Origin of the sequence: Kitasatospora sp. NPDC127060 (assembly GCF_042724935.1) — a bacterium.
GTDB lineage: Bacteria > Actinomycetota > Actinomycetes > Streptomycetales > Streptomycetaceae > Kitasatospora.
Genome location: NZ_JBHXEG010000069.1, coordinates 18,756 through 33,604, shown reverse-complemented (window position 1 = coordinate 33,604; position 14,849 = coordinate 18,756). Strand labels below are relative to the sequence as shown.

Below are 14,849 nucleotides of genomic sequence, written 5' to 3'. Positions count from 1 at the left end.
CGAGAACAGTAGGATCGCTGCGTGACGTGTACGGCACAAGGGAAATGAAGAACAGAAGAACAGCTGCGAGGCCGTCCCCGTACGTACCGACCACGGACGACCACGGACGACCACGGACAGCGTCGGCCGGCCACGACAGCGCCGGCTGGCGGCGGACGGCGGCGGACGTCACATGCGCCGCGATTGACCCGTTTCGGCCTTGCGTGGTGGGATCACGGGGGCCCGGGAGCCCAGGGCCCGGAAACGGCAAGGAGTGCGGGAACGTGATCGGACTGGTCGCCCTCTACGGGCCCGGCCGCCCGCTGGCCGGCGAACTGCACGACCTCTGGCCGGAGGCCACCCACGTCTACCGGGCCTCGCACGGCAACTGCTTCCAGGGACCGGAGGCGATGCAGTGCGCGCTCACCGAGCACCGCCAGGTGATCGCCGTCGGCGCACTGGGCTCCGTCGTCGGACTGCTGAGCGATGACCGGGTCGCGGTCCCGCGCGGGGCCGAGGTGCTCTGCCTGGACCCGGGGCGGCGCTGGGTGATCCCGCTGACCCACGCCGACTCCGCCGAGGAGCTGGCCCGGGAGGTGGCGGCCGCCCTCGGGGTCACCCCGGTGTTCACCGGCCCGCCGCCGGGCCCGGAGGCCCCGCTCGACCTGCTCGTCCCGCACGCCACCCGCCTCTACCGCCCCGGCGCCCGCGAGGTGGACCGGGCGGTGGCGGACGGCCGCCCGGTCCGGCTGGTCGGCGAGGTGCCGTACCCGCTGCCCGCACTGCCGCCCACCATCCGGCCGGACGCCCCCGAGGACGCCCCCGCGCTGCGGATCACCGACCGGGAGGACCCCGGCGGCAGCGACCTCCTGGTCATCCCGCGCACCCTGGTGGTCGGCATCGGCGCCGGCAGCGGCACCGAACCGGACGACGCCATGCGGCTGTTGACGGACGTCCTGAAGGAGACCGGCTACCTGCGCTCGGCGATCGCCCGGATCGCCACCGTGGCCGGCAAGGCCGACCACCCGGCGGTGCGCTGGGCCGCGCGCTGCCTGCACGTGCCGGTGGAGGAGCACCCGGCGGAGGAACTGGCGCGGCGCACCGTGCCGAACCCGTCCGGGGCCGTCGGCGCGGCGGTCGGCACCGCGAGCGTCGCCGAGGCGGCGGCGCTGGCCAGTGCGGACGGCGGTGAACTCGTCGTCGCCAAGCGGAAGTCGGCGACGGCCACGGTGGCGATCGCCCGGGCGGCGGTGCGCGGACGGCTGGCGCTGGTCGGCCTCGGGCCGGGCGCCCACGACCTCCTGGTGCCGCGCGCACTGGCCGAACTGCGGCGCGCCTCGGTGGTGGTGGGCCGGCCGGAGGCCGTCGAGGCGGTGGCCGCGCTGCTCCGGCCGGGGACGCGCCGGGTCGCGGTGCCGGCGCCCGGGACGGTGCGGAACACCCGTGGCGAGGTGCTGGAGTGGGCCGGGGTGGCCACGGACCACGCCGGACAGGTCGTCGACCACACCGGGGCGGCCGTCACCCTGGCCGCGCACGGGCACGCCGTCGCCCTGGTGGCCCTCGGCGACGGCTCGGGGCTCACCGTGCCGCCCGGCCCGTACGACGTCCTGCGGGTGCCCGGCCTGCCCGGCCCGCCCGAGGCGCCCGGCCAGCCCGGGGAGCCCGCTCGGGCCGGCGAACCCTGCGAGCCCGCACAGACCGGCGATGGAGCGACCGCATGACCGCCCACGAACCCGACCTGCGCCACCACGGCGACGCCGAGGTGCGCGCCGACGGCCGCGAGCTGGTCGACCTCGCCGTCAACGTCCGCACCGGCACCCCTCCGGCCTGGCTGCGCGAACACCTCGCCGCCACCCTCGGCACCCTGGCCGCTTACCCCGACCAGGGCACCGCCCGCGCCGCGGTGGCCGCCCGGCACCGGCGCCCGGTCGAGGAGGTGTTGCTCACCTCCGGAGCGGCCGAGGCCTTCGTCCTGCTCGCCCGTGTTCTGACGGCCCGTCACATCGTCGTGGTGCACCCGCAGTTCACCGAGCCGGAGGCAGCCCTGCGGGACGCCGGACACCGGGTGCACCGGGTACTGCTCTCCCCCGACGACGGATTCCGGCTGGGCACCGTCCCGGAGGAGGCGGACCTGGTCGTCCTCGGCAACCCGACCAACCCGACCTCCGTCCTGCACCCCGCCGAGGCCGTCGCCGCGCTCGCCCGACCCGGGCGCATCCTGGTGGTGGACGAGGCGTTCATGGACACCGTGCCGGGCGAACGGGAATCCCTCGCCGCCGCCCGGGACCTGCCCGGGCAGGTCGTCGTGCTGCGCAGCCTCACCAAGACCTGGGGCCTGGCGGGCCTGCGGATCGGCTACGCCCTCGGACCGGCACCACTGATCGCCGCCCTCGGCGCCGCCCAGCCGCTCTGGCCGGTCTCCACCCCGGCGCTGGCCGCCGCCGAGGCCTGCAGTGGCCCGTCGGCACTGGCCGAGGCGGACCGGGCAGCCGCCGGACTCGCCTTGTGGCGCGACTACCTGCTGAAGGGGTTGGCCGCCTTCCCGACGCTGCGGGTGTACGGCGAACCGGCCGCCTCCTTCGTCCTGGTCCGACTGCCGGGCGCGGCGGCGGTCCGCGAGCGGCTGCGCGAGCACGGCTTCGCCGTCCGGCGCGGGGACACCTTCCCTGGCCTCGGCGAGGACTGGCTGCGGATCGCCGTCCGGGACGAGGAGACCACCGACCGCTTCCTCAACGCCCTGGAGAAGGTGCTGGGTTCGACGCCGGCTCCAGCCTGACCGGGTCGCCGGTACGGATCGGCCCCGGCGCCAGCACCTGGGCGTACACCCCCGCGCAGGGCAGCGCCGGCATGCCCTCCAACGGGACCAGCCGGTTGCGTTCGGCGGGCCCGCGCAGCGCCTCCGTCCGGCGCGGCAGCCCGCCGTGCCGCAGGGTGGGGACGGCGCAGCGCGGGGTGGGGGCCACGATGCGCAGTCGCAGCTCCGCCCCGACGGTCAACTCCCGCCCCACCCAGGCGTTCTCGACGAAACCCTCGCCCTCGGTGCGGATCACCAGGTTGGGCCGGTAGCGCTCCGCCTCGACACCGACACCGGCACCGGCACCGACACCGACACCGGCACCGGCGGCGCGCAGCGTGGAGCTGGTGATCAGGTGCAGCGGGGCGAAGTCGAAGAACCCACCCTCCGCCGCGGCCCGCCCCAACTCGCTGATCGTGACCGGGACTTCCGCCTCGATCCCGCGCGCCAGCACCTCCTCCGGCACGGCCCGCTCGACCGTCGCACCGGGCGGGCGCTCGGCGATCAGGACGAGTTCGCGGCCGAAGGCCTCGGACAGTTCCGCCTCACCGGCGGCCCGCCCGTCCGGGCCGGTGACGGCCACCCGGCCGTCCGCCGCGGTCGTCGCCGAGTAGCCGAGCAGTCCGGCCCACCGGTGGGGGTTCTTGGCGCTGGCCACCCGTCCGCTCGCCACGTCCAGCAGGGCCCGCCCGCGGTCCCCGGCCAGACCCCGCGCGGACACCTCGACCGCCGAAAGCTCCTCCCCCAGCAGCGACTTGACCGGGTAGCGGTGCAGCCGTTCGATCCTGCCGATCAGCACGCCGGCTCCTCCTCCGCCCACTCCCGCAGCGCCGCGAAGTGCGGCTCCCGCAGCCCCGCCCGGGGGTCCACCCAGAGCGGCAGCGCCTCGGCCGGATGGTTCGCCGCGATCCACTCGATGTCCTGCGGCCCGAGCTCGTCGTCCAGCCAGACGAACGGCCGCCCGTCCGCCCAGGCCACCAGATCCCTGGTCTTCCAGTGCAGCCCGTCCGGATCCTCGCCGAACAGGTTCGTCCAGGAGATGTACGGGAGTTCGGGCAGCCCGATGCGCGGGCCGATGAGGGTGTTCGCCTCGGCCATCCAGGTGGTGGCCCACACCAGCTCGTACGGCAGCGCCAGCAACTCCGGTCCGTGCGCCGGGTTCAGCCACACCCGCAGCGGCTCGACCTCCTCCCGCGGTTGCGGCGCGTGCCGGGCCACCCAGGACTCGGGCAGCAGCCGGTGGGTGCCGTAGCCGTCGGGACAGTCGGTGTCGGGCGCGGCGTACGGGTTGAGCGGTCCGTCCACGTCGATCAGGAGCAGCGGGCGGCCGGTCATGCGGCGGCCGCCCACTCCAGCAGGGTCGCGAAGTCCCCGGCGCGCATGCCCTTCCGGGGGTTGACGTGCAGGGCGAGCGCCGGACCGGGGTGGTGGGCGGCGATCCACTCGGCGTCCTGCGGCCCGAGCTCGTCGTCCACCCAGACGAACGGCCGCCCGTCCGCCCAGGCCACCACGTCCCTGGTCTTCCAGTGCAGCCCGTCCGGATCCTCCCCGAACAGGTCCGTCCAGGGGATGTACGGGAGTTCGGGCAGCCCGAGGTGGGGGCCGATCAGCGCGTTCGCCTCGGCCATCCAGGTGGTGGCCCACACCAGCTCGTACGGCAGCGCCAGCAACTCCGGCCCGTGCGAGGGGTTCAGCCACACCCGCAGCGGCTTCGCCTCCTCCCCCTCGGCGACCCGCCGGCTCTGTCGCTCGGCCCACCAGCTGGGCATCAGGTCGTGGGTGCGGTAGCCGTCCGGCCGCCGGAACCTGGGCGCGGCGAAGGGGTTGAGGGGTCCGTCCACGTCAAGGAGGAGCAGCGGCTGTCGGGTCATGCCGTGAATTGTCCGGTGGCCAACCGAAATTGACCAGCGATTTGCCCGACCCGCGGCGGTCGACCGACAGCGCCCCGCCCACAACGCCCGCAGGCCCTGCCCCGGTGTACGGGGAAGGGCCTGCGGGCGTGTGGGAGGCGGGGATCAGACCTGGCCGGCCTTCTCCAGGGCCTCGCAGCAGGTGTTGATCAGCAGGCGGGTGACGACGTAGGGGTCGACGTTGGCGTTCGGGCGGCGGTCCTCGATGTAGCCCTTCTGCTCCACCTCGACCTGCCACGGGATGCGGACCGACGCGCCGCGGTTGGAGACGCCGTAGCTGTAGACGTTCCACGGGGCGGTCTCGTGCTTGCCGGTCAGGCGGGACTCGATGTCGGCGCCGTACTGGGTGACGTGCTCCAGCACCTTCTCCTGGGAGGTGCCGAGCGACTCGCAGGCGGTGATGATGGCCTCGTAGCCCTCGCGCATCGCCCTGGTGGAGAAGTTGGTGTGGGCGCCCGCGCCGTTCCAGTCGCCCCGGGCCGGCTTGGCGTCCAGGGTGGCGTCGATGCCGAACTCCTCGGCGGTGCGGTAGAGCAGGTAGCGGGCGATCCACAGGTCGTCGGAGACGGTCAGCGCGTCGACCGGGCCGATCTGGAACTCCCACTGGCCGGGCATGACCTCGGCGTTGATGCCGCAGATGGCCAGGCCGGCGTCGATGCAGCGGTCCAGGTGCAGCTCGACGATCTCGCGGCCGAAGACCTCCTCGGCGCCGACACCGCAGTAGTAGCCGCCCTGCGGGGCCGGGAAGCCGCCCTCCGGGAAGCCGAGCGGGCGGGAGCCCTTGAAGAAGGTGTACTCCTGCTCGATGCCGAAGATCGACTCCTGCGCGGTGTACTTCTCCTCGACCTCGCGCAGCAGGGCGCGGGTGTTGGACTCGTGCGGGGTGCCGTTCGTCTCCAGGACCTCGCACAGGACGAGGATGTTGTCACCACCGCGGATCGGGTCCTTGACGACCTTCACCGGCTCCAGCACGCGGTCCGAGGCGTGGCCCTCGGCCTGGTTGGTCGAGGAACCGTCGAAGCCCCAGGTCGGGATCTTGTCGGCGTTGGGCAGGACGCGAGTCTTGGAACGGAGCTTCGCGGTCGGCTTGGTGCCGTCGATCCAGATGTACTCGGCCTTGATTGCCACGGCTTGTCCCTCGCATTGCTGGGTGGTGGGTGCCCGCGTAGCGTCGCAAGCCGCCGTTTCCCGGTTGTTCCTCTCATGTAACGCGCATGTGAACCAACCGTCCGCGTTGGCACGGTCACGGTGCGGGAGTGCCGGGCGCGGCACTCCCGCACCGCGGAGTGCCCAGCCGCGAAGTGCCTAGCTCCGGCGGGCGTGCGCGGCCCGGCGGCGCCGGGTGGCCCACAGCGCGGCGGCACCGCCCGCGACCAGGGCAGCCGCGCCGGCGGCGAGCGGGGCGGTGGCGCCGCTGCCGCCGGTGGTGGCGAGCCGTTCCGGCCCGTCCACCGCCGCCTGCGGCACCGCGGCGCGCGAGGTGGTGGTGTCGGCGACCGGCTGGGCGGCGGGGGCGCTGGTGGGCGCGGCACTCGGAGTGTCGGTGGGGCCGGAGGTGGCGACCGGGCCGGTGGGCTTCTCGCAGCTCACCGAGGCGACGGTGATCTTCCCGGTGACCTTGGCGACGTTCAGGTTGAGCGGGTTCACCTCCACCTGCACCTCCAGGGCGGAGGCGGCGGCGGTGGTCGTGGTGGTGCTCTTCTTGGAGAACTCCACCGACACGCTGCCGACCAACGGCACGTCCACCTTGGTGGGGCCGTACAGCCCGACGGTGACGGGCTTGCCCAGCACGGTCAGCTTGGCGGGCGCGACCACGTCCGCGGTCGGCTGCCCGTCGACCGGACAGGTGGCCTCGGCGCTCATCGCCTCCAGCCCGAGCAGCGCGGTGGCGGGCAGCCCGGGGGCGTGCACATCGGCGTTGACCAGCTTGACGGAGGCGACGGCGCCCTTGGCGTCGACCCGGGTGACGGACTTGCCGATGTCGGCCTTGACCAGCTCGACCGGTCCGGCCTGGTCGACGCCCGCCACCTTGGCGGTGAGGACGGAACCGTCGCGCTGAGCCGGGGATTCCACCTTGTTCAGCGCGATGTCCACCGGGACGTCCACGGCCTTGTTCAACAGGCTTACGTCCAGGGCGAGTTCGGCGGTGACAGCGCGCGCCTTCCCCGGCGATGAGGCCTGCGCGGAGGCCGGAGCTGGAGCCGCCGACGGGGCGGCCTGGACGGGCCCGGCGGTGAGCGCGGTGCTCGCCACCACCACGGCGGCGGCAGAAACGATTCGGCGCGATGAAAGGGGCGAACGGGAAGACGGGCGGGACGACGGGCGGGACGACGGAGACAAGGCGGTACCCCCACACAGATGAAACGATGAGCCGCCAGTCTTCTCGAACGATCCGTCACATGAGCAACACGGAACGTCATTTCACCCGTAGGAGTGAGATTGACGTTCCGCGCTGACCCGGATCTGCTAGGGCCCGTCTTCAACCCCCCGTCGTTCGCCCGGAGGGCGGGCGGGGCGGCGTCGGGGTGCGTGCGTCGCAGTGCGGAGGAGGGAGCCACTGCGGTGGGGGCACCTTCCGGCCGAACGCTGGGGGCCATCGGCGACCGACGACAACGCGGCGAGGTGCGTGCCCCGACACCGCCCCGCAGACACGGGTTTGAAGAGGGGCCCTAGGGGGCCAACTGCCCTACGGCAGCCGCCAGTCCACCGGATGCGCCCCCTGCCGCACCAGCAGCTCGTTCGCCCGGCTGAACGGCCGCGAGCCGAAGAACCCGCTGCTCGCCGAGTACGGGCTCGGGTGCGCCGACTCGATCGCCGGGACGTCCCCCAGCAGCGGCCGCAGGTTACGGGCGTCGCGCCCCCACAGGATCGCCACCAGCGGACCGCCGCGCGCCACCAGCGCCCGGATCGCCTGCTCGGTGACCTCCTCCCAGCCCTTGCCCCGGTGCGCGGCGGGCTTGCGCGGCGCGGTGGTCAGGGCCCGGTTGAGCAGCAGCACGCCCTGGTTCGTCCACGGCGTGAGGTCCCCGTTGGACGGCTGCGGCAGGCCGAGGTCGGTGCCGTACTCCTGGAAGATGTTGACCAGGCTCGCCGGGATCGGACGCACCTCGGGCCCGACCGAGAAGCTCAGCCCGACGGCGTGCCCGGGAGTGGGGTACGGGTCCTGCCCGACGATCAGCACCCGCACGTCGGCGAGGGGCTGCTGGAACGCCCTCAGCACGTTCGGGCCGGAGGGCAGATACGTACGGCCGGCGGCCAGTTCGGCGCGCAGGAAGTCGCCCATGGCGGCGACCCGTCCGGCGACGGGTTCCAGGGCGGTGGCCCAGCCGGGCTCGACGATCTCGTTCAGTGGACGCGGTGCCATGGGCGTCACCCTATCGGCCGATACCGACAGGGCGTCACCGTCGATGACCACCGCGAACGACCGCCCCACCGTCCGCGAACGACCGTCCCACCGACCGCCCCACCGACCGCCCCGGCGGCCCCCGCCGGCCCTGGCTGCCCCCCGCCGGCCCTCGCCGGCCGATCAGCCCACCGGCCGCCCGCGCAGCACCACCAGCAGCGGGTCCGCGAGCACCCGGACGTCCGCCCGCGGATCCTCCCGGTACACCACGAAGTCGGCCGGCGCCCCCTCCGCCAGCCCCGGCCGCCCGAGCCACTCCCGCGCTCCCCAACTCGCCGCCGACAGCGCCTCGGCCGGGCTCAGCCCCGCCTTCACCAGCTCCGCCACCTCGTCCGCGACCAGCCCGTGGGCGAGCGAGCCGCCCGCGTCGGTGCCGACGAACACCGGGATGCCCGCGTCGTGCGCGGCGCCGACGGTGGCGTAGCGGCGCTCGTGCAGCCGCCGCATGTGCGCCGCCCAGGCCGGGAACTTGGCCTCCCCGCCGGTCGCCAGGTCGGGGAAGGTGGCGATGTTGACCAGCGTCGGGACGATGGCCACCCCGCGCTCGGCGAAGGCGGGGATCAGCTCCTCGGTCAGCCCGGTGGCGTGCTCGACGCAGTCGATCCCCGCGGCCAGCAGGTCCGGCAGCGACTCGGCCGCGAAGCAGTGCGCGGTGACCCGGGCGCCCTCCTCGTGCGCCGCCGCGATCGCCTCGGCCAGTGCGTCGCCGGGCCAGCAGGCGGCGAGGTCGCCGCGGTCGCGGTCGATCCAGTCGCCGACCAGCTTCACCCAGCCGTCGCCGCGCCGGGCCTCGGCCCGCACGTACGCGGCGAGGTCGCCGGGCTCGATCTCGTGGGCGTAGTTGCGGATGTAGCGGCGAGTGCGGGCGATGTGCCGGCCGGCCCGGATGATGCGGGGCAGGTCCTCGCGATCGTCGATCCAGCGGGTGTCGGCGGCCGAGCCGGCGTCGCGGATCAGCAGGGTGCCGGCGTCACGGTCGGTGATCGCCTGCTTCTCGCTGGTCTCGGCGTCCACGGCGCCGTGGGCGTCCAGGCCGACGTGGCAGTGCGCGTCGACCAGTCCGGGCAGCACCCAGCCGGTGACCGTCCGGACGTCCCCGGTGGTCGGCGGGCGGGTGAAGCTCACCCGGCCGTCCACCACCCAGAGTTCGTCCCGGACATCCTCCGGACCGACCAGCACCCGACCCCGGACGTGCAGCACCGCGCCTTCGCTCATGGCGGCACTCTACCGACGGGCGGGTTCCCTGCAAGGAGGACGAATGCGGCAGACTCGTTGCCGCACCCACCACCCGTCCGCGTGCGAAAGGCCCCGACACCGTGAGTCCCTTCCTCGACCTCCCCCCGCTCAGCGCCGCCGGGTTCGCCGCGATCGAGGACCAGGTGGCCGCGCTGCTGCACACCGGCGCCGACGTCATCGTCACCCAGGGTGAGGCCCTGCTCCCGCTGGAGGCCGCGATCCGCGGCGCCGCGCACCCGGGCTCCACCGCGCTCAACATCGTCACCGGTCCGTACGGGCAGACCTTCGGCAACTGGCTGCGCTCCTGCGGGGCGACGGTCGTCGACCTCGCGGTGCCCTTCGACAGCGCGGTCACCGCCGCGCAGGTCGCCGAGGCCCTCGACCGCCACCCGGAGGTCGACTTCGTCTCCCTGGTGCACGCCGAGGCCGCCACCGGCAACACCAACCCGGTCGCCGAGATCGCCGCCGTGGTGCGCGAGCACGGCGCCCTGCTGATGCTCGACGCGGTCGCCTCGGTCGCCGCCGAGCCGCTGCTCACCGACGAGTGGGGCATCGACCTGTGCGTGATCGGCGGCCAGAAGGCGATGGGCGGCCCGGCCGGGGTCTCCGCCGTCTCCGTCTCGGAGCGCGCCTGGGAGCGGATCGCCGCCAACCCGGCCGCCCCGCGCCGCTCCTACCTCTCCCTACTGGACTGGAAGGAGCGCTGGACGGACGCCGGACGCACCGTACTCCCGCACGCCCCGGCCCAGTTGGAGATGCTCGCACTCGGCGCCTGCCTGGACCGGATCACCGCCGACGGCCTGCCCGCCGTGATCGCCCGCCACCGCGCCGCCTCCGCCGCCACCAGGGCCGGTGCCCGGGTGCTCGGCACGCTCAGCCCGTACGTCCACCAGGACGCCCACGCCGCCCCGGTCGCCACCACCCTGCGCACCGCGGCCGGCCTGCACGCCGCCGAGCTGGCCGCCGCCCTCGACCCGGCGCTGCCGGTCCAGGCCGGTGGCGGGGCGCTGGCCGCGGAGATGCTGCGGGTCAACCACTACGGCCGGGCGGCCTCGCTGGAGACCGTCCGCGCCTGCCTGAGCGCCCTCGCCGACGCGACCGGGGCCGACGCCGCCCCCGCCCTGGCCGCCGCCGAGACCGCCTGGTCGGCGACCGCCGGAGCGTAGGTCCGACGGCCCACCCCCGCCGACGCCCACCCCCGCCGACGCCTGGCCCCGCCGCGCCACCGCGGCGGGGCCAAGTGCCCTCCGCAAAAACGGAAATCACGCCCCATAACGCCCTCCCGGATCATCTCGGGCACTACGCCTGCAACCTTTCTCCACACTCGCGACATCAACGTGATGTGGACTCACATCGCTCTCGAATACCGAACCCCGCCGACGAGGCGGCCCCCCGCCCCACCCGGAGCAAGCCGCTCCGGCTGGCCCGCCACGGTGCGACCTTCCTCGGTGTGAGCGTCGTGTGCGGTGTCCTGCTGGCGGGCCTCGTCCTGCCGGCCGTCGGCGCCATGGGGCTGACCGCCAAGGACACGGCGGAGAGCTTCCAGAACATCCCCGACGATTTCAAGACGCCGCCGCTCACCCAGGCCACCCAGATCTTCGACGCCAAGGGCGGGCTGATCGCCAAGGTCTACGAGCGCGACCGCACCGTCCTCACCGCCGACCAGATGTCGCCGTTCATGCGGAAGGCCCAGGTCGACATCGAGGACGCCCGGTTCTACGAGCACGGCGCCGTCGACCTCAAGGGCATCGTGCGCGCGCTCGGCAAGAACGCCGAGAGCGGCACCACCGCCCAGGGCGCGTCCACGCTGACCCAGCAGTACGTGAAGAACGTCAACGTGGAGAAGGCCGGCGACGACAAGGACGCGGTCAAGGACGCCCAGCGCAAGACCCTTGGCCGCAAGATCCAGGAGCTCAAGGTCGCGATCAAGCTGGAGGAGGAACTGCCCAAGGAGCAGATCCTCACCAACTACCTCAACATCACCTTCTACGGGAACGGCGCCTACGGCGTGGAGGCCGCGTCCCAGCGCTACTTCAGCAAGAGCAACAAGGACCTGACCATCGCCGAGGCCGCCACCCTGGCCGGGCTGGTCCAGAACCCGGCGCAGTACGACCCCAAGCTGCACCCGGTGGCCGCCCAGAAGCGCCGGGACACCGTCATCGACAAGATGCTGGAGAACAAGCACATCACCGCCGACCAGGCGAAGGAGGCGAAGGCCGCCCCGCTGGGCCTGAAGTACAAGGACCCGCAGAACGGCTGCATCACCGCCAAGGCGGGCATGGGCTTCTTCTGCGACTACGTCCGCCACGTGGTCAAGCAGGACCCGGCCTTCGGCAAGAGCAGCGAGGACCGCAAGGCCTTCTGGGACAAGGGCGGCCTGAACATCTACACCACCCTGGACCCGGACAAGCAGGCCGCCGCCCAGAACGCGGTGAGCAGCAACGTGAGGGTCACCGACACCGTCTCGGCCGCCGCGAGCATGGTCGAGCCCGGCACCGGCAAGATCCTCGCCATGGCCCAGACCCGGCCCTACGGCCTGGACACGACCAAGAACCAGACCGTGGTCAACCTCAACGTCGACCTGGCGATGGGCGGCGGCACCGGCTTCCAGCCCGGATCCACGTTCAAGCCGATCGTCGCGGCCGCGGCCCTGGAGGCCGGCCTGCCGCCGACCCAGGAGTACTCCGCCCCGAACTCGATGCCGTACCCGAACATGAAGACCTGCGAGGGGACGTGGCGCAACGACGCCCGGCCCAAGACGGTGGTGCCCAACGAGTCCGCGAGCGAGAAGGGCCCGTACCAGCTGAAGCAGGCGATGGCCCTCTCCGTCAACACCTACTTCGTGCAGATGGAGCAGGAGATCGGCCTCTGCGCGGTCAAGCAGATGGCCAACAAGGTCGGCATCACCGCCAAGGCCAGCGGCAAGCCGCTGGAGGAGGTGCCCGCGATGGCCCTGGGCGTCGAGGAGATGAGCCCGCTGACCATGGCGAACGTCTACGCGACCTTCGCCGCCGAGGGCACCCACTGCGACCCGCTCGCGATCAGCCGGATCACCACCGTGGACGGCAAGGACGTGCCCGTCCCGGCCGAGCACTGCGAGAAGGCGTTCTCCGAGGACACGGCGCGGGCGATGAACACCGTCCTGAACGGCGTGACCAAGGACGGCGGCACCGGCTCGGCGCTCCACCTGGACGACAACCGGCAGATCGCCGGCAAGACCGGCACCTCGGACCACAAGAAGGCCGCCTGGTTCAGCGGCTACACCCCCCAGCTCGCCACCTCCGTCTGGCTGGGCGGCCCGGCCGGCGGCGTGGAGATGCGCAACATCACCATCAATGGCAGCTACCACACCGAGGTGTTCGGCGCCGACGGCCCCGGCCCGATCTGGCGGGACGCCATGAACGACGCCCTGAAGGGCACGCCCAAGAAGTCCATGCCGATGACCGACATCCCCGACCCGGCGCCCAAGCCCGACCCGAACAACACCGCGACGGGCAGCGGCAGCAACCCGCCGACCAACGCCCCGTCCGACCAGCAGCACTGACGCACAGCACTCCGCCCCGCCGAGCCGGTGCTCGACGGGGCGAAGTGCTGCTCGGCGCGGGGCGGTTGCTCAGTGCCCGCCCGCGTCCACCACCTCGACACCGCGGATGTTGCGCTCGATCTCCTCGGCCGGCAGCGCCACCGCCAGCGCCCAGTAGTAGACGGCCAGCGAGAACAGCACCACCACCGCGATGTCCCACCACAGCGGCAGGTTCCCCTGGGCGCCCACGCCGAAGGTGCCCTGCCAGGAGATGACCCCCATCCCGACCAGGTAGACCGGCAGCCACTGCCCGGCCTTGAAGTCCATCCGCGGCGCGTTCGGCACCCCCTTCGAGGCGGCGTACGCGGAGTACCCGCCGAGCAACAGGTACCCGATGATGATCGCCAGGCCCAGCCGCCACAGGGTGTCCCAGCCGGACCAGTAGATGACCAGGCTCGCCACCGCGAAGGCGATCGGCGAGAGGACCGAGCCGCCGGGCAGGTGGTACGAACGCTCCATCCCCGGCAGCCGCTTGCGCAGCACGCCGAAGGCCAGCGGGGCGCCCGCGTACATCAGCACCACGGCCGAGGTGATGAAGCCGACCAGCCGCTGCCAGCTCGGGAACGGCAGGAAGCAGAGCACCCCGGCGACCCAGGCGATGATCAGCCCCAGCCAGGGCACCGCGTTGCGGTCGGTGTACTGCAGGGCCTGCGGCGCGTAGCCGTTGCGGCTCAGGCCGTAGGTGACGCGGGAGCTGGAGGTGATGTAGACCAGCCCGGTACCGGCCGGGGAGATCACCGCGTCGATGAACAGGACGGTGGCCAGCCAGCCCAGGCCGATCAGGGTCGCCAGACCGGCGAACGGCCCGCTGATGCCCGGGTAGGTGAGCTTGCTCCAGCCACCGGCGACGGTCTCCGGCGGCAGCGCGCCGATGAACACCACCTGGAGCATCAGGTAGACGACCGTGCCGATGACCACCGAGCCGAGCACCGCCCGGGGGATGTCCCGGCGGGGGTTTCGGCTCTCCCCCGCCCACTGGATGGCCTGCTCGAAGCCGAGCAACGCGAAGATCACCCCGCTGGTGCTGATCGCCGCCAGCACGCCCCTGGCGCCGTCCGGCGCGAAGCCGTGGACGTCGAAGTTGGAGCCGTGGAACTCGGTGAGGCCGAAGGCGAAGATGGTCAGGACCGGAATGGCGACCTTCCACACGGTGGCCGCGCTGTTGGTGTGCGCGAGCAGCCGGACGCCGAGGAAGTTGATCGCCACGAACACCCCGAGCAGGACGGCCGCGACGACGAAGCCGGAGCCGGTCAGGGTCAGGTCCTTGTTCAGCAGACCGTCCGCCCAGCTCCAGTGCTGGGCGTAGTTGATCATCGCCTGCACCTCGATCGGCGCGATCGTCGCGGCCTGCAGCCAGGTGAACCAGCCGAAGGACATCCCCGCGAAGCCGCCGAAGGCGTAGTGCGGGTAGCGGGCGGTGCCGCCCGCCACCGGGAACAGCCCGCCCAGCTCGGCGTGGATCAGCGCCAGCAGGATGATCGCCACCGCACCGATGCCCCAGGACACGATGGCGGCCGGGCCCGCCGCCACCGCCGCCTTCTGCGCCCCGAACAGCCAGCCCGAGCCGATGATCGCGCCGACCGAGGCCCAGAGCAGCCCGGCGAGGCCCACCTCCCGCTTGAGCCCGCTGTGCCCTGCGGTGGGCGGACTCGTGTTCGTACTGTGAGCCATGCGCGGCCACCTCTCGTGTCAGGGGAAATCCACCCCGACAGTGCCGCAGCCCCGCCTGCTCACCGCCCCCCGAAACACCCCCTGACCTGCACCCTCACCCAAATGGTCGGCAGAGGTGGGACCACACGGGCCCGCCCCGGGAACCCCCGGGACGGGCCCGTCGACGGTTGGGCTCGGACCGCGCCGAACGTCGGACGGTCCGGACGTACGAGCCGCTCCACCATGACCTCCCGGCCACCGATGACTCGCCGCAGGCAACCCTCGTCACAGTTC

Annotated in this window: 12 protein-coding genes; 4 read left to right on the top strand and 8 right to left on the bottom strand. The window is 73.1% G+C overall.

Annotated elements, in window-relative coordinates; genetic code table 11:
• Positions 1-263: 263 nt before the first annotated feature.
• A complete protein-coding gene (locus tag ACFWIS_RS30480; RefSeq protein ID WP_380458981.1) occupies positions 264-1,700 on the top strand; it encodes a cobalamin biosynthesis protein in 1,437 nt (478 codons plus the stop codon).
• Complete coding sequence (gene cobC, locus ACFWIS_RS30475; protein WP_380458979.1) at positions 1,697-2,755, top strand: Rv2231c family pyridoxal phosphate-dependent protein CobC; 1,059 nt, start codon at positions 1,697-1,699, stop codon at positions 2,753-2,755. Before ACFWIS_RS30480 ends, cobC begins: the two co-directional genes overlap by 4 nt.
• On the opposite strand, the gene ACFWIS_RS30470 is transcribed toward cobC, so the two are convergent.
• The 7 genes from ACFWIS_RS30470 to ACFWIS_RS30440 form a co-directional block, all read right to left on the bottom strand.
• On the bottom strand, positions 2,709-3,572 hold the full coding sequence (locus tag ACFWIS_RS30470; protein ID WP_380458976.1) for an MOSC domain-containing protein: 864 nt from the start codon (positions 3,570-3,572) through the stop codon (positions 2,709-2,711). The genes cobC and ACFWIS_RS30470 overlap by 47 nt on opposite strands.
• Positions 3,566-4,108, bottom strand: coding sequence for a hypothetical protein (locus tag ACFWIS_RS30465; RefSeq protein WP_380459036.1), 543 nt, complete (start codon positions 4,106-4,108; stop codon positions 3,566-3,568). Before ACFWIS_RS30465 ends, ACFWIS_RS30470 begins: the two co-directional genes overlap by 7 nt.
• On the bottom strand, positions 4,105-4,644 hold the full coding sequence (locus tag ACFWIS_RS30460) for a hypothetical protein (RefSeq protein WP_380458975.1): 540 nt from the start codon (positions 4,642-4,644) through the stop codon (positions 4,105-4,107). The genes ACFWIS_RS30465 and ACFWIS_RS30460 overlap by 4 nt, the downstream gene beginning before the upstream one ends.
• Positions 4,645-4,788: 144 nt before the next feature.
• Positions 4,789-5,811, bottom strand: coding sequence for a glutamine synthetase GlnII (gene glnII, locus ACFWIS_RS30455; protein WP_380458972.1), 1,023 nt, complete (start codon positions 5,809-5,811; stop codon positions 4,789-4,791).
• Positions 5,812-5,988: 177 nt separating this feature from the next.
• Positions 5,989-6,942 carry an SCO1860 family LAETG-anchored protein gene (locus tag ACFWIS_RS30450; RefSeq protein ID WP_380458969.1) on the bottom strand — a complete coding sequence of 318 codons (954 nt, stop codon included), beginning with the start codon at positions 6,940-6,942 and terminating at the stop codon, positions 5,989-5,991.
• A 427-nt stretch (positions 6,943-7,369) separates the two neighbouring features.
• Positions 7,370-8,047, bottom strand: a complete 678-nt coding sequence (locus tag ACFWIS_RS30445) for a uracil-DNA glycosylase (RefSeq protein WP_380458967.1) — start codon at positions 8,045-8,047, stop codon at positions 7,370-7,372.
• 162 nt (positions 8,048-8,209) lie between these two features.
• A complete protein-coding gene (locus tag ACFWIS_RS30440) occupies positions 8,210-9,301 on the bottom strand; it encodes an amidohydrolase family protein (RefSeq protein WP_380458964.1) in 1,092 nt (363 codons plus the stop codon).
• Positions 9,302-9,402: 101 nt separating this feature from the next.
• Between ACFWIS_RS30440 and ACFWIS_RS30435 the strand changes: the two genes are divergently transcribed.
• Together ACFWIS_RS30435 and ACFWIS_RS30430 are read left to right on the top strand one after the other, a co-directional pair.
• Positions 9,403-10,488 (top strand): pyridoxal-phosphate-dependent aminotransferase family protein, encoded by a 1,086-nt coding sequence (locus ACFWIS_RS30435; protein ID WP_380458961.1) that lies wholly within the window; start codon positions 9,403-9,405, stop codon positions 10,486-10,488.
• A gap of 284 nt (positions 10,489-10,772) precedes the next feature.
• Positions 10,773-12,866, top strand: a complete 2,094-nt coding sequence (locus ACFWIS_RS30430) for a transglycosylase domain-containing protein (protein WP_380458959.1) — start codon at positions 10,773-10,775, stop codon at positions 12,864-12,866.
• Positions 12,867-12,935: 69 nt separating this feature from the next.
• Here ACFWIS_RS30430 and ACFWIS_RS30425 read toward each other — a convergent pair whose 3' ends face one another.
• Positions 12,936-14,576 (bottom strand): APC family permease, encoded by a 1,641-nt coding sequence (locus ACFWIS_RS30425; protein ID WP_380458957.1) that lies wholly within the window; start codon positions 14,574-14,576, stop codon positions 12,936-12,938.
• Between the last annotated feature and the right edge of the window lie 273 nt (positions 14,577-14,849).

What these genes read in the sequence shown, in the direction of transcription:
- ACFWIS_RS30440 (WP_380458964.1), bottom strand. Translation starts at nt 9,301, where the DNA reads ATGAGCGAAGGCGCGGTGCTGCACGTCCGGGGTCGGGTGCTGGTCGGT.
- ACFWIS_RS30465 (WP_380459036.1), bottom strand. Translation starts at nt 4,108, where the DNA reads ATGACCGGCCGCCCGCTGCTCCTGATCGACGTGGACGGACCGCTCAAC.
- cobC (WP_380458979.1), top strand. Translation starts at nt 1,697, where the DNA reads ATGACCGCCCACGAACCCGACCTGCGCCACCACGGCGACGCCGAGGTG.
- ACFWIS_RS30425 (WP_380458957.1), bottom strand. Translation starts at nt 14,576, where the DNA reads ATGGCTCACAGTACGAACACGAGTCCGCCCACCGCAGGGCACAGCGGG.
- ACFWIS_RS30460 (WP_380458975.1), bottom strand. Translation starts at nt 4,644, where the DNA reads ATGACCCGACAGCCGCTGCTCCTCCTTGACGTGGACGGACCCCTCAAC.
- ACFWIS_RS30445 (WP_380458967.1), bottom strand. Translation starts at nt 8,047, where the DNA reads ATGGCACCGCGTCCACTGAACGAGATCGTCGAGCCCGGCTGGGCCACC.